The sequence below is a fragment of the Kitasatospora xanthocidica genome (assembly GCF_014656195.1).
Classification (GTDB): domain Bacteria; phylum Actinomycetota; class Actinomycetes; order Streptomycetales; family Streptomycetaceae; genus Kitasatospora; species Kitasatospora xanthocidica.
Genome location: NZ_BNBY01000017.1, coordinates 77450 through 97605 on the forward strand (window position 1 = coordinate 77450; position 20156 = coordinate 97605).

Here is a 20156-nt window from a genome sequence, read left to right on the forward strand (position 1 = left end):
CTGGTCGGGGCACGCACCGCGCGACCACGATCGGGCCGTGACCATCACCGACGCCTTCCTTGCCCTCAGCGCCCGCACCGGCCGGTTCACCCACGGCGCGCCCCGCGCCTACACCCTCGCCGAGGACGGTACCCGGCTGCTGCTGCTCCGCTCGGCCGGCCCCGAGGACCCGGTCGAGCGCCTCCACCTGCTCGACACCGCCACCGGCGAGGAGCGGACGGTCGCCGACCCGGCCGCGCTGCTGCCCGGCCGCACCGGCCGCCGCGACGACCTGCCCGCCGTCGAGCGCCGGCTGCGCGAGCGCACCCGGCTGGTCGCCGCCGGGATCGGCGGCTACGCCGCCACCGCCGACCTCGCGGTGGCCGTCTTCACCCTCGACGGCCGGCTGTTCCGCACCGACACCGCCACCGGCACCAGCGACGAACTCCCCACCGCCGGGCCCGCGTTCGACCCCCGGCCGGACGCCACCGGCCAGCGGGTGGCCTACGTCGCCGACGACACCCTGTACGTCACCCCCGGCCCCGACCCGCTCTCCCCCGCCGACGGCGCCCGCTGGGGCGTCGCCGAGTTCGCCGCCGCCGAGGAGCTCGGCCGCGCCCGGGGCCACTGGTGGCGCCCGGACGGCGGCGCGCTGCTGGCCGCCCGGGTCGACGAATCCGCCCTCCCCCGGCGCTACTTCGCCGACCCGGCCCACCCCGCCGAGGCACCCGAGGACTTCGCCTACCCGCAGGCCGGCGGCCCCAACGCGGACGTCCAGCTCTGGGTCCTCGGCCTCGACGGCGGCCGGGTCCGACTCCGCTGGGACGCCGACGCGTTCCCCTACCTGTGCGCCGCCTCCTGGGCCTCCGACCACGAACTGCTGCTCACCGTCGCCGACCGGCTCCAGCAGAACGTGCTGCTCCTCACCGCCGACCCGGCCACCGGCCGGACCCGCGAACTCTCCCGCACCACCGACGAGTTCTGGGTCGACGACCTGCCCGGCACCCCCGACCGGCTGCCCGACGGCCGGCTGCTCACCGTCCACGACACCCCGCACGCCCGCGGCCTCGCCCTGGACGGCAAGCCGCTGGACACCACCGGGCTGCAGATCCGCCGGGTGGTCGGGCGGCTGCGCGGCCGACTGCTCTGCGAGACCGGCCAGGGCGACCCGGCCGACCAGTACGTCCACCTGATCGACCCGGACGGCGGCGCCCCCGAACTCCTCACCACCGGGCCCGGCGTGCACTCCGCGCTCGCCGCCGCCGACACCCTGCTGCTCACCTCGGCCTCCGCCGACGGGATCCACCGCCGCGTCCTGCGCGGCGTCCTGCCGAGCGACCTGGAGGACGGAGCCGAACTCCCGCTCACCGACCTGAGCGCCGCGCTGCCCTACCCGGTCCGCCCGCGCCTCGCCCGGGTCACCGACCGCGGCCTGCCGACCGCCGTGGTGTACCCCCGCGACCACGTCCCCGGCCGCCGGCTCCCCGTCCTGCTGGACGTCTACGGCGGGCCCGGCTACCAGGCCGTGGCCGCCGAACCGCGCCGCTGGCAGCTCCGCCAGTGGTGGGCCGACCAGGGCTTCGCCGTCGTCACCACCGACAACCGCGGCACCCCGTTCGTCTCCCCGGACTTCACCCGGGCGATCTTCCGCCGCTTCTCCGAGGCCGCCCTGGACGACCAGGTCGACGCCCTGCGCGCGCTCGCCGCGCACCACCCGGACCTCGACCTCGGCCGGGTCGGCGTCCGCGGCTGGTCGTACGGCGGCTACTTCGCCGCGCTCGCCGTCCTGCGCCGCCCGGACGTCTTCCACGCCGCCTGCGCGGGCGCCCCGCCCACCGACTTCCGGCAGTACGACACCGCGTACACCGAGCGCTACCTCGGCCTGCCGCAGGACAACCCCGAGGGCTACGCCGCCGACTGCCTGCTCGCCGACGCACCCGGCCTGACCAGGCCGCTGCTGCTGATCCACGGGCTGGCCGACGACAACGTCCACCCCTCGCACACCCTGCTGCTCTCCCAGGCGCTCACCACGGCCGGGCGCCCGCACGCGGTGCTGCCGCTGCCGGGCGTCACCCACATGACCCCGGACGGGATGAACGAGCGACTGACGCTGGCCGAACTCTCCTTCCTCCGCGCCGCCTTGGGCTGATCCGCGGGCGCCGGTCCATTGCGCCCGCCCGGGCCGGACTGCGACACTCCGCGTGTTCGCCGCCCGGCCCGGGCGGACCAGCGGAACGGGGAGAGCGCGGATGAGGATCGACAGACCGGGACCGGTCGGACAGCGGCAGTGGACCCCGCTGACCGCGGGCAACGCGGGCCTCGCCTTCAGCCTGGAGCTCGCCATGCTGGCGGCGCTCTGCTACTGGGGCTTCAAGACCGGCTCCACCCTGGCCGTGCGGCTGCTGCTGGGGCTCGGCGCACCGGCCCTGGCGGCCCTCATCTGGGGCCTGTTCCTGGCCGCGGGCGGCCCGACGTACCGGCTGCCGCTCCCCGCGGAGATCGTGCTCAAGCTGCTGACGCTCGGCACCGCCGGGCTGGCCCTGTACGCCACCGGGCGGACCACCCTCGCGGTGGTGTACGGCGCGCTGGTGGTGGTCAGCGTGGCCGTCGAGTACACCACCCGCTGACGGCAACGGAACTGAGGAACCGGCAGGTCGGAGGCATCGACCGGCAGCCGCGGGAAGATCCGTTGAGTTCGCCCGGCCGGGCTGGGACACTCCCGTCAGACACGCCCCATACCGCCGTCCGGCCCCGGGCGGCGCGCGAGGCGGGGGACGAGGCGGGGAGAGCGCGCGGATGACGATCGACAGACCCGGCCCGAGGGAGCGCCGACTGCGCCGGTCACTGGCCCGGACCGGCACCGAACTCGGCTTCGGGGTACAGCTCGCGAGCCTGGCCGCGCTCTGCTACTGGGGCTTCCGCACCGGCGACGGCCTGGGCGTCCGGCTGCTGCTGGGGCTCGGCGTCCCGGCCGCGGCCCGGGCGGTCTGGGACGTGTTCCTGGCCGAGCGCCGGGCGAAGGTCGAACTGCCGCTCGCCGCCCGGCTGCTGCTCAAGCTGGTGCTGCTCGGCGCGGGGGCGGTGGCGCTGTACGCGACCGGACCGACCACCCTGGCGGCGGTGTTCGCGGCGCTGGTGGTGTTCAGCCTGGCGCTCGACTTCAGCAACGGCTAGACGAGGCCCACGGAAAGGGGCCCACCGACAGAGGCCCACCGACAGAGGCCCACCGAAAGGGGCGCCGCACCTCCGGGTGCGGCGCCCCTTCCTCTTGCCCCGGAATCTCCACGTGCCCCGGACCCCTTCCACGTGACCCGTGACATGTGAAATATTACCTGCGCTTCACCGGCCCATGCCACGAAGCACCCCCAGACACCCCCATCCCCCGGAAAGGACCGGTCAGTTGCGCAGACTGTCCGCGGCCCTCGCAGCAGCGCTCACCACGAGCGCGATAGCGGCCACCCTGCTGGGCACCCCTGCCCAGGCCGCTCCCCCGCCGCCCCTCACCGACACCTCCGCCGCGGCGGCCGGCTCCGCCCCGCAGGGCGCCGAGGCCCCGCCCGCACCGCTCGTCCCCCAGGAACGCGAGCGCCAGGCGCTCCGCGGCAAGGCCCTGGAACAGCTCAACAAGGGCGCCGTCGCCAAGAGCGCCGACAAGCGGGCCCCGGCGAAGGTGCGGATCGGCGACGACTACGTCCAACTGGCGCACCAGCGCACGGACAAGGTCTTCGTGATCCTCGCCCAGTTCGGCGACCAGGTCGACGACTCGACCCAGTGGAACGGCCAGCCCCGCTACGGCGGCACCCCCGGCCCGCGCCACAACCTGATCCCCAAGCCCGGCTCGGACGACAACCACACGCTCTGGTCCAAGGACTTCGACCGCGCGTACTACCAGAAGATGTTCTTCGACGACTCGCCCGGCGCGGTGTCGATGCGCAACTACTACCGCACCCAGTCCTCCGGCCGGTACGACGTCGAGGGCACCGTCAGCGACTGGGTCACCGTCCCGTACAACGAGGCCCGTTACGGCAGCAACAAGGGCCCGCAGGGCTCCGGCGCCTGGACCCAGGGCCAGGAGTTCGTCCGGGACGCCGTCAAGGCCTGGTACGACGGCGAGGTCGCCAAGGGCCGCTCCACCGCCGACATCAAGGCGCAGCTCGCCCAGTACGACGTCTACGACCGCTACGACCACGACAAGGACGGCGAGTTCAACCAGCCCGACGGCTACCTGGACAACGTCATCGTGGTCCACGCCGGCGTGGACGAGACCTGGGGCGGCGGCGCCCAGGGCGCCGACGCGCTGTGGGCGCACCGCAGTTGGGCCTTCCCGGACGCGACCGGGCAGACCGGACCGGAGGGTGACAGGATCGGCGGCGCACCCGTCGGCGACACCGGCCTCTACGTCTACGACTACGTCCAGGGCGGCGAGAACAGCGGCGTCGGCCTGTTCGCCCACGAGTACGGCCACAACCTCGGCCTGCCCGACCTCTACAGCACCAGCGGCGGCGACAACAGCGTCAACTTCTGGTCGCTGATGTCCTCCGGCTCGTACCTGGGCAAGGGCCCGAACACCACCGGCGGCTACCCGGGCGACCTCGACGCCTGGAGCAAGCTGCAGTTCGGCTGGCTCAACTACGACGAGGCGCAGGCCGCCACCCGCTCCAGCCACGCCCTCGGGGTGAGCAGTTACAACACCGACCAGGCGCAGGCCGTCCTGGTGCACCTGCCGGACGGCACCACCAGCACCGACCTCGCCGACCCGTACGAGGGCGGCAAGCAGTGGTGGAGCGACACCGGTGACAACCTCGACAACTCCCTCGCCCGGGACGTCGACCTGCGCACCGCCGCCGGTCCGGCCGCACTGGACGCCGCGGTCTGGTACGACGTCGAGCAGGACTACGACTTCCTGACCGTCGAGGCCTCCACCGACCAGGGCAAGCACTGGACCGCCCTCGGCGGCACCGTGGACGGCGCGCCGATCGGCAACACCAGCGCCAACACCCCCGGTCTCAGCGGCACTTCGGGCGCCTACCGGAAGCTGCACATCCCGCTGGACGGCTACCTCGGGCAGCAGGTCCGGCTGCGCTTCCACGTCACCTCGGACGGCAACACCCACGGCAAGGGCGTGCTGGTGGACGCCGTCAAGGCCACCGCCGGGGGCACCGAGCTGTTCGCCGACGGCGCCGAGAACGGGGCCGGCGGCTGGACGGCCAACGGCTTCACGGCCATCACCGGCCGCGCCGCCGTCAAGCAGCACCCGCGCGCCTACCTCGCCGAGAACCGCCGCTACAGCGGCTACGGGGCGTTCCTGAGGACCGGGCCGTACAACTTCGGCTACACCGGCGTCGCGGGCAAGGCCAACGTGGTCGACAACTACCCGTACCAGGAGGGCGTCCTGCTCTGGCTCTGGGACACCTCGTACGGCGACAACAACACCAAGGACCACCCCGGCGGCGGGCTGATCCTGCCGATCGACGCCCACCCGGCGCCGATCCGCTTCGCCGACGGCACCCTGGTCAACGGGCGGGCGCAGACCTTCGACGCCACCTTCTCGCTCAAGCCGACCACGCCGTTCACCCTGCACAAGGGCGGGGTCGCGGTGCGGATCCCGGCCGAGCCGGCCGTCCCGGTCTTCAACGACCACAGCGGGGTGTACGCCGACCCGGCCACGCCGCAGCTGACCGTGAAGGTGCCGGACACCAACACGAGGATCGAGGTCGTCCGGGAGTCCCAGGGCGGGCGGATCACCACCGTCCGGGTGGGCCCGGCCTCCTGAGCCGGTCGTGAGCGGGCCCCGGATCCCCCCGACGAAGGGGATCCGGGGCCCGCTTCACGGGCCTCCCACGGCCGAGGATCGGCGCCGCCACCGGCCGAGGACCAGCGCCGCCACCGGGGAGCTCGCGAGGAGCGAGGCCGCGGCGGCGTACCGGCGGGGGAAGGGTTCGCGCCGGCCGCCGGAGGCTCCCTCGGACGGCGACTGCGCTGGGTAACTTTCCTGCTGGGGACCGGTCGTGCCGGTCCCCACGGCGGCGGATCCGGTCGTGTCGGGTACCGTAGGACTTCAAGAGAGCTTGAAGTCAAGGAGCCGTCATGACCACCGCACCGGTCGACCTGCTGAGCGTCGGGGAGGTGGCCCGGCGGGCCGGGATCGCCACCTCGGCGGTGCGCTTCTACGAGGACCAGGGGCTGATCAGCTCCGAGCGGTCGACCGGCAACCAGCGCCGCTACCGGCGGCACGTGCTGCGCCGGATCTCGCTCATCCTGGTCGCCAAGCGGCTCGGCATCCCGCTCAGCGAGGTCGCCGAGGTGTTCACCGGCCTCCCGGAGGACCGGATGCCCGGCAAGCACGACTGGGAGCGGATCTCCCTGCGCTGGGCCGAGCAGCTGCGCGCCCGTCGCCTCGAACTGGAACGGCTGGAGGACGAGCTGACCGGCTGCATCGGCTGCGGCTGCGTGTCGCTGCGCCGCTGCCGGGTGCTCAACCCCGGCGACGAACTGGCCGCCGAGGGGCCCGGCCCGCGCCGGCTGCTGCCGCACGAGGACTGATGGAACCCGGTCGGACGCGGCCCTCGAAGGGTTCCCCGCCGCGCCCGACCGGGGGTCTCTCAGCTTCCCGGCACCTCCGGGAAGTGGCAGGCCGCCTCCCGGGTGCCCGGGCCGGCGATCCGCAGCAGCGGCCGCTCCGTCCGGCACAGGTCCTGCGCCTTCGGGCAGCGCGGGTGGAAGCTGCAGCCGGGCGGCGGGTCGGCCGGGCTCGGCGGGTCGCCGAGCAGCACGATCCGCTCCCGGGTGCGCTCCGCCTCCGGGTCCGGCAGCGGCACGGCGGACAGCAGCGCCCGGGTGTACGGGTGCGCGGGGCTGCCGTACACCTCGGCCTTGTCGCCGATCTCGACGATCCGGCCCAGGTACATCACCGCGACCCGGTCGCAGACCCGCTTGACCACCGAGAGGTCGTGCGCGATGAACACGTACGCCAGCCCGAGCTCCTGCTGGAGCCGCTCCATCAGGTTGACCACCTGGGCCTGGATGGACACGTCCAGCGCGGAGACCGGCTCGTCGGCGATCACCAGCCGCGGCGAGGTGGCCAGCGCGCGGGCGATGCCGATGCGCTGCGCCTGGCCGCCGGAGAACTCGTGCGGGTAGCGGTCCAGGTGCTCGGGGATCAGCCCGACCAGCTCCATCAGCTCGGCGGCCCGCTTGCGCGCGGCCGTCGCGCTCTCGCCCTGGACCAGCAGCGGCTCGGAGATGATCCGGGACACCGTCTGCCGGGGGTTGAGCGAGGAGTACGGGTCCTGGAAGACCATCTGCAGGTCCCGCCGGTGCGGGCGCAGCCGGGCCTGGGAGAGGCCGCCGATCTCGGTGCCGTCGAAGGTGACGGTGCCCGAGGTCGGGTCGAGCAGCCGGACGATCATCCGCCCGGTGGTGGACTTGCCGCAGCCGGACTCGCCGACCAGGCCGAGCGTCTCCCCGGCCCCGACGTCGAAGCTCACCCCGTCCACGGCCCGGACCGGTGCGCCCGGCCGCCCGGTGCGGCTGCGACGGCCGGGGAAGGTCTTCACCAAGTCCCGTACCGACAACAGGGGTTCGTTTGTCGGCGGTCCGGTCAGCGAGGGTTCGGTCATCACAGCACCCCTTCCGGCACCAGCGGCAGGTGGCAGGCGGCCTGGTGGCCGGGGGCGAGCGGGCCGAGCACGGGGCGCTCGGCCAGGCAGCGGGCGTGCTCCTCGGCGGCCGCGGCGGTGGTGCGGGCGCAGCGCGGGGCGAAGGAGCAGCCGGGGGCGGGGGCGATCAGCGACGGCGGGCTGCCGGGGATGGCCCGCAGCGGGGCGTCGTCGGTGTCGTCCAGGCGCGGCAGCGAGTCCAGCAGGCCGCGGGTGTACGGGTGCGCGGGTTGCGCGAACAGCCGTTCCACCGGGGCCTGTTCGGCCGCCCGGCCGCCGTACATGACCAGGACCTCGTGGGCGACCCGGGCGACCACGCCGAGGTCGTGGGTGATCATCACGACGCCGAGGCCGCGCTCCTGCTGGATCCGGGCGATCAGGTCGAGGATCTGCGCCTGGACGGTGACGTCGAGCGCCGTGGTGGGCTCGTCGGCGATCAGCAGGTCGGGCTCGCAGGCGAGCGCCATGGCGATCATGACGCGCTGGCGCATGCCGCCGGAGAACTGGTGCGGGTACTCGTCGACCCGGCGGGCCGGCTCCGGGATGCCGACCTCGGCCAGCATCTCCACCGCGCGGGCCCGGCCCGCCTTGCGGTTGGCCCTGAAGTGCACCCGGTAGTGCTCGGCGATCTGCTCGCCGACGGTGTAGAAGGGGTGCAGGCTGGACAGCGGGTCCTGGAAGATCATCGCGATCCGGCGGCCCCGGACGGTGCCCAGCGCCTTCTCCCCGAGCCCGTTCAACTCCTGTCCGTGCAGCCGGATCGAGCCGGTGACGGTGGCGCCGCGGTGCAGTCCCATGACGGCCAGCGAGGTGACCGACTTGCCGCTGCCGGACTCGCCGACCAGGCCGAGGGTGCGCCCGGCCTCGACGGCGAAGGAGATGCCGTCCACGGCCCGGACGGTGCCGCGGGGGGTGTCGAAGGCGACCTTGAGGTCCTCGACCTCCAACAGCCTGGTCATCAGTACCTCACTCTCGGGTCGACGAACGCGTAGAGCAGGTCGACCAGCAGGTTCGCCGCGACGATGAAGAAGGCCGCGAGCAGGGTCACACCGAGGATGACGGGCTGGTCGGAGCGGCCCAGGCCGTCGTAGAACAGTCGGCCGACGCCGGGCAGGCCGAAGATGGACTCGGTGATGACGGCCCCGGCCAGCAGGCCGCCGAGGTCCATGCCGAAGATGGTCAGGATCGGCGTCATCCCGGCCCGCAGCCCGTGCTTGACCGTGACGGTCCGCGCCGGCAGGCCCTTGGCCCGGGCGGTGCGGATGTACGGCTCGGACATCGCCTCGATCATCGAGTTGCGGCTCTGCCGGGCGTACATGGCCGCGTACAGCAGGGCCAGGGCGGTCCACGGCAGCAGCAGGTTGGAGGCCCAGGCGAAGGGGTTCTCGGTGAACTGGTGGTACGCCGGGTAGGGCAGCAGTCCGGCCGTCCTGACGACGCCCCAGATCAGCATGATCGAGGTGAAGTAGACCGGCAGCGAGGCGGTGCCGACGGAGACCACCATCAGCGTCCGGTCGAGCGGCCTGCCCTTGCGCAGGGCCGAGGTGACGCCCGCGCCGAGGCCGAGGACCAGCCAGAGCGCGGCCGCGCCGAGGGCCAGCGACACGGAGACCGGCAGCCGGTCGGTCAGCAGGTCCCACACCGGCAGCCCGTACTCGTAGGAGTAGCCGAGGCAGGGGAAGCCGCAGTGCACGGCGCTGGGGCCGGAGCCGTAGTCGCGGCCTGCGAAGATGCCGCCGAGGTAGGCCAGGAACTGGTCCCAGACCGGCTTGTCCAGGCCCATCGCGGCCTTGACGTCGGCCAGCCGCTCGGGGCTGCAGGTCTTGCCGCAGGCCGCCGCGGCCGGGTCGTTGGGCAGCAGGTAGAAGATGGTGAAGGTGATGGCGCAGATGGCGAGCAGGATGCCCGCCACGCCGAGCAGTCGGCGGCCGAGGTAGAGGATCACGACCGGCCTCCCCGGGGGTCGAGGATGTCGCGCAGCGCGTCCCCGAGCAGGGTGAAGGCGAGCACGGCGAGGAACAGGAAGGCGGTCGGGATCAGGAAGTAGGTCGGGTCGGTCTCGTAGTGCACGATGCTCTCGGCGATCATCTGGCCCCAGGACGGGGTCGGCGGGCGGACGCCCACGCCGAGGTAGCTGAGCGCGGCCTCGGTGGCGATCATGCCGGGGATGAGCAGCGTGGTGTAGGCGATGATCGGGCCGGAGACGTTCGGCAGGATCTCCCGGGTGAGGATCCGCCAGGAGCGGGCGCCGCCGACCTTGGCGGCCTCGACGTACTCGCGGTGCTTGAGGGAGAGGGTCTGGCCGCGGACCACCCGGGCGATGCCGGGCCAGGTGAACAGCCCGATCACCAGGGTGATCAGCAGGATCCGGTTGACGTCCTTGGCCACCGACATCATCGCGATCATGAAGATCAGCGAGGGGAAGGACATCGTGAGGTCCATCAGCCGGGACAGCAGCGTGTCGGTGCGGCCGCCGAAGTAGCCGGCCGCGATCCCGGCCAGGGTGCCGGCGACCACGACGACCGCGGTCGCGGTGAACGCGATCAGCAGGGACACCTGACCGCCGTGCAGCACCCGGGCGAACAGGTCGCGCCCGGTGATCGGCTCGACGCCCAGCCAGTGCCGGGCGCTGATGCCGCCGAAGTCGCCCCGGGGCAGGCCGCCCAGGTAGGCGTCGACGGCGCGCTTGTCGAACTCCTCGGGGGTCCAGCCGCCGAGCGAGCTCAGCGGCCCGGCCAGCGCGGCGGCCAGCAGCAGCACGCCGACCGTGATCAGCCCGAACCGGGCCGAGCCCTTGGCCCACAGCTGGTCCCAGACCAGCCGCCACGGCCCGCGCCCGGCACCCGCCTCGACGCCCGCCTTGGCGCCCGCCGCCGGGGCGTCGGCCACGGCGGAGGGCTCAGTGGTGGTACTCATCGGCACCGGCCCCTCAGCCCTTGCCCTTGGCGGGGTCCTTGAGGCCGACCACGGCGAGGTCGATCATGCCCGCGTAGCCGGAGTTGCCGAACGCGCCGGCCACGTTGGTGCCGACCAGCAGGGGGCGGCGCTGCCACATCAGCGGGACGGCCGGGGCCTTCTTCATCAGGTCCTGGTCCAGCTGCTGCCAGGCCTTGTTGGCCTCGGCCACGTCCGTCATGGCCGCGATCTGGTCCATCCGGTCCATCGTGGCCTGGTCGCGGAACTGGCTGTAGTTGCCCTGGTTGCCCTTCTCCTTGATGGTGCGGCCGTCGAAGAGGAACGGCAGGAAGGTCGCACCGGACGGGTAGTCGGGGCACCAGCCGTTGATGGTCAGCTCGGGGGCGTTCTTGATGTCGCCGACGGTGTCGGCGAAGGCGGACGGGTCCGTGGTGTTGACGGTGACCTGCACACCGGCCTTTGCCAGCGACTGCTGGATCGCCTCGGCGCGGGTCTTGTCGCCGAGCGAGACGGTGAGCGCGACCTTGAGGTCGGTCCTGCCCGCCTCCTTGAGCAGCGCCTTGGCCTTCTCCGGGTCGCCGGCCGCCGGGATCTTCAGCGGGTCGGAGGTGGCGCCGCCGGTCAGCGACGGCGGCAGGAAGGAGGTCGCCACGTCGGTCACCGCCGGGCCGCCGAAGGCCGTCACCTGGGCCTCGCGGTCGACCGCCCACATCATCGCCTCGCGCACCTTCGGGTCGTCGAAGGGGGCCTTGGCGGTGTTCAGGTACAGCATGTCGGTGCAGCCGGTCCGCTCGGCCACCATGCGGGACTTGACGTCCGCCTTGGGCAGCACCTTGGCGACCGTCTCGTGCTGCATCCAGGGCATGTTGATCGCGTTGGCGTCGGCCCCGTCGCTGGCGATGATCCGGTCGTCGGCCTGGCCGCCCTTGATGCCCTGGGTCACCACGACCTTGTCCGGGTACGCCTTGCGGACGGTGTCGGTGGCCGGGTCCCAGTTGGTGTTGCGGACCAGCACCAGCTGCTTGCCGCGGTCGTACGCCTCGATCTTGTACGGGCCGGAGGAGAACGGCCGGGAGTCGTACTGGGTGCCCTTCTCCTGGGACTGCGGCACCGGGGAGAAGGTCGGCAGGGTGACGGTGTCCGAGAACTCGGCGACCGGGCGCTTCAGGTGGAAGACGATCGTCTTCTCGTCCGGGGTCTCGATGCTCGCCAGGTGCTCGCCGGTCAGCGGGCCCTTGTAGCTCTCGCCGCCGGCCAGGTACTGCTGCGCGTAGTCGGGGCCGCCGGTGAGGTCCGGGGAGAAGGACCGCTCGACGTTGTACTTGATGTCGGCGGACTTGATCGGGCTGCCGTCCTCGTACTTGAGGCCGTCCTTCAGCGTGAAGGTCCACACCTTGCCGCCCTCGGAGGACTTGCCCAGGTCGGTGGCGAGGTCCGGGACGATCTCGCTGCCGGCGGCGCCCGGTTCGGCCTTGAACGTGGTCAGGGTGCGGTAGAGCAGCCGGGTGCCGAAGTCCATGTGCGGCACCACCCAGTTGCGGGCCGGGTCGAGGTGGGCGAAGTCCTGGTTGGTCAGGACGGTGAGGGTGCCGCCCTTGGCCGGGGTGCCGCCGACGACCGAGCCGCTCTCCGCGCCCGGGCCCTTGGTGCTGGAGGGTGCCGCGTCGCCGCCGCTGTCGCTCTTGTCGTTCTTGCAGGCCCCGAGGCCGAGGGTGAGGGTCGCCGCGAGGGCCGCCGCGAGGGCGGCATGGGTGCGCCTGGTCATGTTGCAACTCCGCTGTGGGGGGCCTGATCTGGCCGCTCCGCTGTGTGACCCGTAACATAGTAATGTGAAATTGCACTGCACAAGAGGTGACGCCACCCGTTACCGAGCTGTGTCCGTGCCCACCCCGCCCCGAACATCTCCCCAGCCCCGCCTAGGAGTTCACCGGTGACCCTCCCCCCGGCCGGCCTCAACACCGGCAGCCACGACCTCCCCGTCTCCCCCGCCCTCGCCGCCTTCATGGGCACCCGCTGGGCCGCCACCCCCCTCCCCGCCGACCGGCGCGTCCCCGGACACGACCGCTTCCCCGGCCGCCGCGCCCGCCTCTCCGCCGCCTTCCCCGGCGAACGGCTCCTCGTCCCCGCCGGCCGGCTCAAGGTCCGCTGCAACGACCTCGACCACCGCTTCCGCCCGCACAGCGCGTACGTCTGGCTCACCGGACTCACCGGCGAGGACCAGGCCGACCACGTCCTCGTCCTCGAACCGGCCGGCCCCGAAGGCCACGAACCCGTCCTCTACCTGCGCCCCCGCTCGCCGCGCGACGGCGGCGAGTTCTACCGTGACCGCCGCTACGGCGAGTTCTGGGTCGGCGCCCGGCCCGACCTCGCCGAAGCCGCCCGGCTCACCGGCATCCGCACCGAACACCTCGACGACCTCGGCAAACTGCTCTCCGGCCCCCAGCCGCCCACCCGCGTCCTGGCCGGCACCGACGCCCTGGTCGACGAGGCCACCGGACGGCGCGCCACCGCCGGACACCCCGCCGCCACCACCGCGGACGGCGAACTGGCCGCGGTGCTCTCCGAGTTGCGCCTGGTCAAGGACGAATGGGAGATCGGCCAGCTGCAACTCGCCGTCGACCACACCGTCACCGGCTTCGAGGACGTCGTCCGCGCCCTGCCCACCGCCCTGCGCCACCACCGCGGCGAACGCTGGATCGAAGGCGTCTTCGACCTGCGCGCCCGCGCCGAGGGCAACGGCACCGCCTACACCACCATCGCCGCCTCCGGCGCCCACGCCTGCGTCCTGCACTGGATCCGCAACGACGGCGCCCTCGACCCGAACGCCCTGCTCCTGCTGGACGCCGGCGTCGAAACCGACACCCTCTACGCCGCCGACATCACCCGCACCCTCCCCCTCGGCGGCACCTTCACCCCCGTCCAGCGCCAGGCCTACGACCTCGTCCTCGCCGCCCAGAGCGCCGGCATCGCCGCCCTGCGCCCCGGCGCCCGCTTCCGCGACTTCCACCGCGCGGCCATGCGGGTCATCGCCGAAGGCCTCGCCGACTGGGGCGTCCTGCGCATCCCCGCCGAAGAGGCCCTCGCCGAGGACAACGGCCTCTACCGCCGCTACACCCTCTGCGGCAGCGGCCACATGCTCGGCCTCGACTACCACGACTGCGCCAAGTCCCGCGCCGACCGCTACCTCGACGGAACCCTCGAAGCCGGCATGGTCCTCACCGTCGAACCCGGCCTCTACCTCCAGCCCGACGACGAAACCCTCCCCGTCGAACTCCGCGGCCTCGGCATCCGCATCGAGGACGACCTGGTGATCACCGAGGACGGCGCCCACCTGATGTCGAACGCCCTCCCCCGGACAGCCCCCGACATCGAGTCCTGGATGGCCACCCTGCTCGCCTGAGGGAGGGGGCGGACGATCAAGCCACCTTGATCGTCCGCTCACCCTGGCGAATGTTGACCTCGACCTCGCCGCCGATGGCAGCGGCGTACGCCCGCAGATTGTCCAGGCTGTCGACCTGCCCGTGCTCGATCTGCGACACCCTCGCCTGGCTCACACCGAGCAGCTCAGCCACCTGCTTCTGGGTGAGCCCGGCCTTCCGCCGCAGCTCCGCGAGCTCATACCCGCGGATTCGGGCCAGGTTCTCCTGCCTGATCCGAGCCCGCTGCGCCTCTGCCTCCGGCGAGGCCAGCCACGGGTTGATGCGCAGTGCCTCGGCACGAACCTCAGCCCAACTACGACTCGTCATGCGCGTGCTCCCGTCCGTCGCTCCTCGACGTAAGCCGCGTACCGCTTCTCCGCCAGGGGGATCGACTCGTCGTACCACTCCGACCAACGGCCGGACTTGTCACCTGCCACGAGGACGATGGCCTCCCGCTCCTGGTCGAACACGAAGAGCATGCGCACCTCGCTTCCGCCCGAGGACCCGGGCCTCAGTTCCTTCATATTGTGCAAGCGGCTGCGATGGATCCTGTCCACCATGGGCCGCCCCAGTGTCGGGCCTTCCACCTCCAGGAGGTCCAGTGCCTGAAGGATGTTGCTCGCGGTCTTGGGATCGTCCTCGCAGATTTGCAAGTACCACTCCTCGAGCTGCGCCACCAGCGCGATTTCCCACATGGGACAGACTTAAGTCGCTGCTTATAACCTACCGCGCGCTTTCCCACTCAATCCACCGCTGCGAGGGATGACACTCCGCCGCCCGCGCGCCCCGAGCGCGCTACCCCCGCGCGGCCTGCCAGAGCTGGGCGACGATCCGCTCCGCCGGGCCCGTGCGGGCCAGGTGGTGGGCGGTGCCGGCCCAGAGGTGCATGGCCGTGGTGTCGCCGCGGCGGGTGGCGGCGGTGCGGAGCGGGGCGGTGAGGTGGTGGACCTCGGGGTAGGCGGGCGGGGCGTACGGGCCGTGGCGGTCGATGAAGGCGTTGCGCAGGCCGCGGGCCGGGCGGCCGGTGAAGGCGCGGGTGACGGTGGTCTCCGGGAGGTCGGTGAGTGCCGCCCGGTGCGCGGCCGAGGCGCCGGACTCGTCGGCGCGCAGCAGGGCCGTCCCCAGCTGCACCGCGACCGCCCCGGCCCGCAGCGCCGCCGCGATCGCCGGGCCGTCGCCGAGTCCGCCGGCGGCGATCAGCGGCAGCGTCGTCACCGCCCGTACGGCGGGCAGCAGTTCGAGCAGCGGCAGCTCCCCCGGCGGGTCGGTGACCCGGTGAGTGCCCCGGTGCCCGCCCGCCTCCGGGCCCTGCACGCACAGCGCGTCCATGCCGGTCGCCTCCGCCGCCCGAGCCTCCTCCGGCGTGGTCACGGTGCCGACCTGCAGCGTCCCCACCGCGCGCAGCGCGGCCGCCTCCGCCGCCGTGGGCAGCCCGAAGGTGTACGAGACCACCGACACCGGGTCCGCGAGCAGCGCCGCGAGTTTGGCCTCCCAGTCGTCGCGGTCCGGCCCGATCTCCTCCGGCAGTTGCACCCCCCACCGCTCGGCCTCGGGCCGCAGCCGCTCCCGGTAGGCGGCGACGGCCGCCGCGTCCCCGGGCGGCGCCGGGACGAAGAGGTTCACCCCGTACGGCCGGTCGCCCGACTTCCGTACCAGCGCGATCTGTTCGGCCATCGCCGCGGCGCTCTTGTAGCCCGCCGCGAGGAACCCCAGCCCGCCGGCCCGGTTCACCGCGGCCACCAGTTCGGGCGTGGAGGCGCCGCCGGCCATCGGCGCGGCGATCACCGGTACGGCGAGCCCGTCGAGACGCACGACCATCGGGGCACTCCTCACACGCTGCGGGTACGGACCGTCGCCCACCCTACGCTCGGGTGCCTAACTCCGGCCCGCCCTACCGGATCAGGCCCCGGCCGCGCGCCTCCCGCACGGCCGCCGTGCGCGAGTCGACGCCCAGCTTGGTGTAGATGTGCACCAGGTGCGACTTCACCGTGGCCTGGCTCAGGTGCAGCCGCTGGCTGACCTGCTGGTTGGTCAGCCCGTCGGCGACCAGCCCCAGCACCTCGGTCTCCCGGGCGCTGAGCGCCGCCGCAGGCGTCCGCATCCGTTCCAGCAGCCGGTCGGCGACGCTGGACGCGAGGGCGGAGCGTCCGGCCGCGGCGGCCCGGACGGCCTGGGCCAGTTCCTCGGGCGGCGCGTCCTTCAGCAGGTACCCGGTGGCGCCGGCCTCCAACGCGGGCAGGGTGTCGGCGTCGGTGTCGTACGTGGTGACGACCAGGACCCGCGGCGCGCCCGCCCGGGCGGTGATCGCCGCCGTGGCCTGGGCGCCGTTCATCGCCGAGCCGGGCCCGAACTGCAGGTCCATCAGCACCACGTCGACCTCGGCCTCGGCCGCGAGTTCGACGGCCCGCTCGGCGGTGGCCGCCTCCGCGACGATGGCGAAGTCCGGTTCGCTCTCCAGGACGGCGCGCAGCCCGGCCCGCACCACCGGGTGGTCGTCGGCGATCAGCAGCCGGATCACGACCCGGCCTCCGGGGTGACCGGCAGCTGCACCGCGACCGCCGTGCCCTCGCCGGGCGAGGACTCCACCGTGAAGGTGCCGCCGAGCGCCCGGGCACGGGCCCGCATCGAGGGCAGCCCGAATCCGCCGTCCTCGCCGGTGCGGCCCGCGACCGCCCCCGGGTCGAACCCGGCCCCGTCGTCGACCACGTCCAACGCCACCTCGCCCTCCATGTAGCTGAGTGTCATCTCGGCCCGCTGGGCCTTCGCGTGCCGGACGGCGTTGCCGAGCGCGGACTGCGCGATCCGCAGCAGCGCGACCTCCTGGGCGGGCGGCAGCCGTACCGGGTCACCGGAGAGGTGCAGCTTCACCGGCAGGCCGCTCTGCGCGGTCGTGGTGGCGCAGAGCCGTTCCAGGGCGACCGGCAGTGGGTCGCCGTCCAGTGCGGGCGGGGTGAGCGCCCGGACGAACCGCCGGGCCTCGTCCAGGTTGTCCTGGGCGGCCTGCCGCGCCTGTTCGACGTACCCGGCGGCGGCCTCGGTGCGCTCGGGCAGGGCCCGCTGGGCCGCCCGCAGCAGCAGCTGGATGGAGCTGAGGCTCTGCGCGAGGGTGTCGTGGATCTCGCGGGCGAGGCGTTCGCGTTCGGCCAGCACCCCGGCGGTGTGGTGGGCGGCGGACAGGTCGGCGCGGGCGGCGGTGAGTTCGTCGATCAGCCGGCGCCGTTCCTCGCTCTCCCGGTAGAGCGCCTGGTAGCCGAGCACGGTCGCGGTGGCGACGGCCGCGCCGAGGGCGGGCCCGATGGAGGCGGCGACGCTGAAGCTGTGCTGGTGCCAGGACCAGCCGGCGATCGCCCCGGCGGCGGTGAGGGCGACGGCCGTCAGCCCGCCGCGCCGCCCGAGCAGGTGGAGTTCCAGGAAGTACAGCGGGAACGCCAGCCAGACCCCGTCCTGGGTGGCGAGCAGCACGCCCGCCCAGGTGACGCCGAGCAGGGCCAGCCAGAGCGCCGCGGCCCGGCGCGAGCGGCGGACGGCGGCCAGCTGGGGCCCGATCGCGTAGACGGCGCCCATCGCGGTGGCCGCGGCGGCGACGGCCGCCGGGTCGGCGCCGCGGCCGTCGACGACGGAGCGGGCGACGGCGAGGACGAGCAGGCCCGCCACGAGCAGGTGCAGGCAGACCTGGAGGACGCGGGCGACGGGTGTGGTTCTGGATCGTTCGGTCGCCATCCGTCCAGCCTAGGTTCCGCGCCCGGCTCCGGCATCAATCAAAAGGTTGAACTCCGCTTCTGCCCTTTGATGCCCAGGATGCAATCCCCGGCTCGATGCCCCGGACCCGGGCGGTCCGCGACGGTGGGAACGTCGGAGAACACCGGTCCGGCACCCACCCGTACAGAGGAAGGCCGCCGTGTTCGTCGCCTGGAGGGACCTGGGGTTCGCCAAGGGGCGGTTCGCCCTGATGGGGACCGTCATCGTACTGATCACCGTCCTGGTCGGCCTGCTGTCCGGGCTGACCGCCGGACTCGGCCGGCAGAACATCTCCGCGATCACCGGCCTGCCCGCCGACCACCTGGTCTTCGGCAAGCCCGCCGACGGACAGAAGCTCTCCTTCACCGACTCCCAGGTCACCCCCGACCAGTGGCAGGCCTGGGCCGGCGAGCCCGGCGTGACCTCCGCCCAGCCGCTCGGCATCACCACCACCAAGGCCGCCGCCGGGAAGCGCACCGCCGCGCTGTCCGCCTTCGGCGTCCCGGACGGCTCCCTGCTCGCCCCGCAGGGCCGCCGGATCGCCCCGGGGCAGGCGGTGCTGTCGAAGACCGCCGCCGCGAACCTGGGCGGACTCGCCCCGGGCGCCGACCTCACCCTGGCCGGGCACCCGCTGCGGGTCGCGGCCGTCGACGGCGACGCCGCCTACAGCCACACCCCGGTCGTCTGGACCAGCCTCACCGACTGGCAGGCCCTCGCCCCCGGCGGCACCGGCCACGCCACCGTCATCGCCCTCGGCACGGCCGGCGGCACCGACCTCGCCGCCGCCGACGCCCGCCACGGCACCGAGACCCGCACCCGCGACGACGCCCTCGCCGCGATCGGCTCCTACACCTCGGAGAACGGCTCCCTGCAGCTGATGCGCGGCTTCCTGTTCGCCATCTCGGCGCTGGTGATCGGCGCGTTCTTCACCGTCTGGACGATCCAGCGCAGCGGCGACATCGCCGTCCTCAAGGCCCTCGGCGCCTCCACCCGCTACCTGCTGCGCGACGCGCTCGGCCAGGCCGTCCTGCTCCTGCTGCTCGGTACGGCCGCCGGCACCGCGATCGCGCTCGGCGCCGGAGCGCTGATCGGCTCCGCGGTCCCGTTCGTCCTGGACGCCCCGACCCTGCTGCTGCCCGCCACCGTCATGATCGCCCTCGGCGCGGTCGGCGCGGCCCTGTCCATCCGCCGGATCACCTCCGTCGACCCGCTGACCGCCCTGGGGAGCGCCCGATGACTTTGGCCCTCGACCGCATCACCCTCACCTACCCGGACGGCGACGGCCGGCTCACCGCCCTCGACGACGTGTCACTGACCGTCCCCAAGGGCTCCATCACGGCCGTCGTCGGCCCGTCCGGCTCCGGCAAGTCCAGCCTGCTCGCGGTGGCCGCCACCCTGATCGCCCCGGACTCCGGGCGGGTCGTCGTCGACGGCACCGACACCGCGGGCCTCACCCGCGCGGACCTCACCGCCCTGCGCCGCACCACCATCGGCATCGTCTTCCAGCAGGCCAACCTGCTGCCCTCGCTCACCGCCGCCGAACAGCTCCAGGTGATGGCCCACCTCGACGGCCGCTCCCCCCGCGAAGCCCTCCCCCGCGCCCTGGACCTCCTGGACGCCGTCGGCCTCCGCGACCAGGCCGCCCGCCGCCCGCACCAGCTCTCCGGCGGCCAGCGCCAGCGCGTCAACATCGCCCGGGCCCTGATGAACGACCCCACGGTGCTCCTGGTGGACGAACCCACCAGCGCCCTCGACCACGAACGCGGCGCCGCCGTCCTGGACCTGATCACCGAACTCACCCACCGCCGCGCCACCGCCACCGTCCTGGTCACCCACGACCGCACCCACCTGACGGCCGTCGACCAGATCGCCGAGGTCCACGACGGCCGGCTGACCCTGCCCGCGGCGGTGGCCTAGGAGAACAGGGCGTCCACGCTCAACGTGACCGAGGTCCCGGGCAGGGTGAACACCTGCCCGGGACCGTGCTCGACCCGCTTCCGGTACTCGCCGCCCTCGGGGGCGGTCAGCACCAGCACCCGCCGGCCGACCCGGTCCACGACCACGTACACCGGCACACCCGCCATCGCGTACGCGGCGGGCTTCCTGGTGAGGTCACTGCACAACGCCGCCGACGTCACCTCCAGCACCAGCCGGAAGACCTTCGGGTCGTAGCAGTTGTAGGCGACCATCTGATCGTCGCTCGCGGCATCGACGATCGACAGATCCGGCATCGCGAAGTCATCCGGCCCAGTGGGCAACCAGATCGCAAGCCGCTGGACCGGCCAAGGACGTCCCTCGGTCATCCCGGCCTTGAAACAGGCGGCCATCACATCCGTCAGGATCTCGGCGTGCCGCCCGTCCGGCAACGGCTCGACGGACACCTCACCACCGAGCACCTCCACCCGGAGCCCGGGAAAGCGCTCGAAGAGAACCTCGGCCATGCCGA

General features: G+C 73.3%; 19 protein-coding genes. 8 read left to right on the forward strand and 11 right to left on the reverse strand.

The window, feature by feature from the left end; genetic code table 11:
- Window positions 1–37 precede the first annotated feature (37 nt).
- The 5 genes from IE332_RS41980 to soxR all read left to right on the forward strand — a co-directional run bounded on the left by IE332_RS41980 (window position 38) and on the right by soxR (window position 6522).
- Window positions 38–2128, forward strand: coding sequence for a S9 family peptidase (locus IE332_RS41980; RefSeq protein ID WP_268256615.1), 2091 nt, complete (start codon window positions 38–40; stop codon window positions 2126–2128).
- A gap of 100 nt (window positions 2129–2228) precedes the next feature.
- Window positions 2229–2606, forward strand: a complete 378-nt coding sequence (locus IE332_RS26210; RefSeq protein WP_189920884.1) for a YrdB family protein — start codon at window positions 2229–2231, stop codon at window positions 2604–2606.
- 169 nt (window positions 2607–2775) lie between these two features.
- Window positions 2776–3153: a DUF2568 domain-containing protein gene (locus tag IE332_RS26215; protein WP_189920887.1), complete on the forward strand. Its 378-nt coding sequence runs from the start codon at window positions 2776–2778 to the stop codon at window positions 3151–3153.
- A 226-nt stretch (window positions 3154–3379) separates the two neighbouring features.
- The gene (locus IE332_RS26220; protein ID WP_308437604.1) at window positions 3380–5752 is read left to right on the forward strand and encodes an immune inhibitor A domain-containing protein; all 2373 of its coding nucleotides are present in this window, start codon (window positions 3380–3382) and stop codon (window positions 5750–5752) included.
- Window positions 5753–6066: 314 nt separating this feature from the next.
- Window positions 6067–6522 carry a redox-sensitive transcriptional activator SoxR gene (soxR, locus tag IE332_RS26225; RefSeq protein WP_189920898.1) on the forward strand — a complete coding sequence of 152 codons (456 nt, stop codon included), beginning with the start codon at window positions 6067–6069 and terminating at the stop codon, window positions 6520–6522.
- A gap of 59 nt (window positions 6523–6581) precedes the next feature.
- On the opposite strand, the gene IE332_RS26230 is transcribed toward soxR, so the two are convergent.
- From IE332_RS26230 to IE332_RS26250, 5 genes are read right to left on the reverse strand one after another with little or no spacing between them, the layout of a single operon-like run.
- Window positions 6582–7598, reverse strand: a complete 1017-nt coding sequence (locus tag IE332_RS26230) for an ABC transporter ATP-binding protein (protein WP_189920906.1) — start codon at window positions 7596–7598, stop codon at window positions 6582–6584.
- Window positions 7598–8596 (reverse strand): ABC transporter ATP-binding protein, encoded by a 999-nt coding sequence (locus tag IE332_RS26235; RefSeq protein ID WP_189920908.1) that lies wholly within the window; start codon window positions 8594–8596, stop codon window positions 7598–7600. The genes IE332_RS26230 and IE332_RS26235 overlap by 1 nt, the downstream gene beginning before the upstream one ends.
- Window positions 8596–9582, reverse strand: coding sequence for an ABC transporter permease (locus IE332_RS26240; RefSeq protein ID WP_189920910.1), 987 nt, complete (start codon window positions 9580–9582; stop codon window positions 8596–8598). Before IE332_RS26240 ends, IE332_RS26235 begins: the two co-directional genes overlap by 1 nt.
- Window positions 9579–10553 carry an ABC transporter permease gene (locus IE332_RS26245; RefSeq protein WP_189920913.1) on the reverse strand — a complete coding sequence of 325 codons (975 nt, stop codon included), beginning with the start codon at window positions 10551–10553 and terminating at the stop codon, window positions 9579–9581. The genes IE332_RS26240 and IE332_RS26245 overlap by 4 nt, the downstream gene beginning before the upstream one ends.
- Before the next feature lie 13 nt (window positions 10554–10566).
- Window positions 10567–12318 carry an ABC transporter substrate-binding protein gene (locus IE332_RS26250; RefSeq protein WP_189920915.1) on the reverse strand — a complete coding sequence of 584 codons (1752 nt, stop codon included), beginning with the start codon at window positions 12316–12318 and terminating at the stop codon, window positions 10567–10569.
- A 165-nt stretch (window positions 12319–12483) separates the two neighbouring features.
- Here IE332_RS26250 and IE332_RS26255 point away from each other — a divergent pair, with 165 nt between their 5' ends.
- Window positions 12484–13953, forward strand: a complete 1470-nt coding sequence (locus IE332_RS26255) for an aminopeptidase P family protein (RefSeq protein WP_229928915.1) — start codon at window positions 12484–12486, stop codon at window positions 13951–13953.
- 16 nt (window positions 13954–13969) lie between these two features.
- On the opposite strand, the gene IE332_RS26260 is transcribed toward IE332_RS26255, so the two are convergent.
- The 5 genes from IE332_RS26260 to IE332_RS26280 form a co-directional block, all read right to left on the reverse strand.
- Window positions 13970–14299: a helix-turn-helix domain-containing protein gene (locus IE332_RS26260; RefSeq protein WP_189920917.1), complete on the reverse strand. Its 330-nt coding sequence runs from the start codon at window positions 14297–14299 to the stop codon at window positions 13970–13972.
- Window positions 14296–14667, reverse strand: a complete 372-nt coding sequence (locus IE332_RS26265) for a type II toxin-antitoxin system RelE/ParE family toxin (RefSeq protein WP_189920919.1) — start codon at window positions 14665–14667, stop codon at window positions 14296–14298. Before IE332_RS26265 ends, IE332_RS26260 begins: the two co-directional genes overlap by 4 nt.
- 100 nt (window positions 14668–14767) lie before the next feature.
- On the reverse strand, window positions 14768–15790 hold the full coding sequence (locus tag IE332_RS26270; RefSeq protein WP_189920926.1) for a nitronate monooxygenase: 1023 nt from the start codon (window positions 15788–15790) through the stop codon (window positions 14768–14770).
- 73 nt (window positions 15791–15863) lie between these two features.
- Window positions 15864–16490, reverse strand: a complete 627-nt coding sequence (locus IE332_RS26275) for a response regulator transcription factor (protein ID WP_189920928.1) — start codon at window positions 16488–16490, stop codon at window positions 15864–15866.
- Window positions 16487–17692 (reverse strand): sensor histidine kinase, encoded by a 1206-nt coding sequence (locus IE332_RS26280; RefSeq protein ID WP_189920930.1) that lies wholly within the window; start codon window positions 17690–17692, stop codon window positions 16487–16489. The genes IE332_RS26275 and IE332_RS26280 overlap by 4 nt, the downstream gene beginning before the upstream one ends.
- A gap of 178 nt (window positions 17693–17870) precedes the next feature.
- Between IE332_RS26280 and IE332_RS26285 the strand changes: the two genes are divergently transcribed.
- A complete protein-coding gene (locus IE332_RS26285; RefSeq protein ID WP_189920932.1) occupies window positions 17871–18947 on the forward strand; it encodes an ABC transporter permease in 1077 nt (358 codons plus the stop codon).
- A complete protein-coding gene (locus IE332_RS26290) occupies window positions 18944–19627 on the forward strand; it encodes an ABC transporter ATP-binding protein (RefSeq protein ID WP_189920934.1) in 684 nt (227 codons plus the stop codon). The genes IE332_RS26285 and IE332_RS26290 overlap by 4 nt, the downstream gene beginning before the upstream one ends.
- Here the strand turns inward: IE332_RS26290 and IE332_RS26295 are convergent.
- The gene (locus IE332_RS26295) at window positions 19624–20151 is read right to left on the reverse strand and encodes a Uma2 family endonuclease (protein WP_189921094.1); all 528 of its coding nucleotides are present in this window, start codon (window positions 20149–20151) and stop codon (window positions 19624–19626) included. The genes IE332_RS26290 and IE332_RS26295 overlap by 4 nt on opposite strands.
- Between the last annotated feature and the right edge of the window lie 5 nt (window positions 20152–20156).

What these genes read in the sequence shown, in the direction of transcription:
- IE332_RS26280 (WP_189920930.1), bottom strand. Translation starts at nt 17,692, where the DNA reads ATGGCGACCGAACGATCCAGAACCACACCCGTCGCCCGCGTCCTCCAG.
- IE332_RS26245 (WP_189920913.1), bottom strand. Translation starts at nt 10,553, where the DNA reads ATGAGTACCACCACTGAGCCCTCCGCCGTGGCCGACGCCCCGGCGGCG.
- IE332_RS26270 (WP_189920926.1), bottom strand. Translation starts at nt 15,790, where the DNA reads ATGGTCGTGCGTCTCGACGGGCTCGCCGTACCGGTGATCGCCGCGCCG.
- IE332_RS26260 (WP_189920917.1), bottom strand. Translation starts at nt 14,299, where the DNA reads ATGACGAGTCGTAGTTGGGCTGAGGTTCGTGCCGAGGCACTGCGCATC.
- IE332_RS26210 (WP_189920884.1), top strand. Translation starts at nt 2,229, where the DNA reads ATGAGGATCGACAGACCGGGACCGGTCGGACAGCGGCAGTGGACCCCG.
- IE332_RS26295 (WP_189921094.1), bottom strand. Translation starts at nt 20,151, where the DNA reads ATGGCCGAGGTTCTCTTCGAGCGCTTTCCCGGGCTCCGGGTGGAGGTG.
- IE332_RS26215 (WP_189920887.1), top strand. Translation starts at nt 2,776, where the DNA reads ATGACGATCGACAGACCCGGCCCGAGGGAGCGCCGACTGCGCCGGTCA.
- IE332_RS26290 (WP_189920934.1), top strand. Translation starts at nt 18,944, where the DNA reads ATGACTTTGGCCCTCGACCGCATCACCCTCACCTACCCGGACGGCGAC.
- IE332_RS26230 (WP_189920906.1), bottom strand. Translation starts at nt 7,598, where the DNA reads ATGACCGAACCCTCGCTGACCGGACCGCCGACAAACGAACCCCTGTTG.
- IE332_RS26265 (WP_189920919.1), bottom strand. Translation starts at nt 14,667, where the DNA reads ATGTGGGAAATCGCGCTGGTGGCGCAGCTCGAGGAGTGGTACTTGCAA.
- IE332_RS26235 (WP_189920908.1), bottom strand. Translation starts at nt 8,596, where the DNA reads ATGACCAGGCTGTTGGAGGTCGAGGACCTCAAGGTCGCCTTCGACACC.
- soxR (WP_189920898.1), top strand. Translation starts at nt 6,067, where the DNA reads ATGACCACCGCACCGGTCGACCTGCTGAGCGTCGGGGAGGTGGCCCGG.
- IE332_RS26250 (WP_189920915.1), bottom strand. Translation starts at nt 12,318, where the DNA reads ATGACCAGGCGCACCCATGCCGCCCTCGCGGCGGCCCTCGCGGCGACC.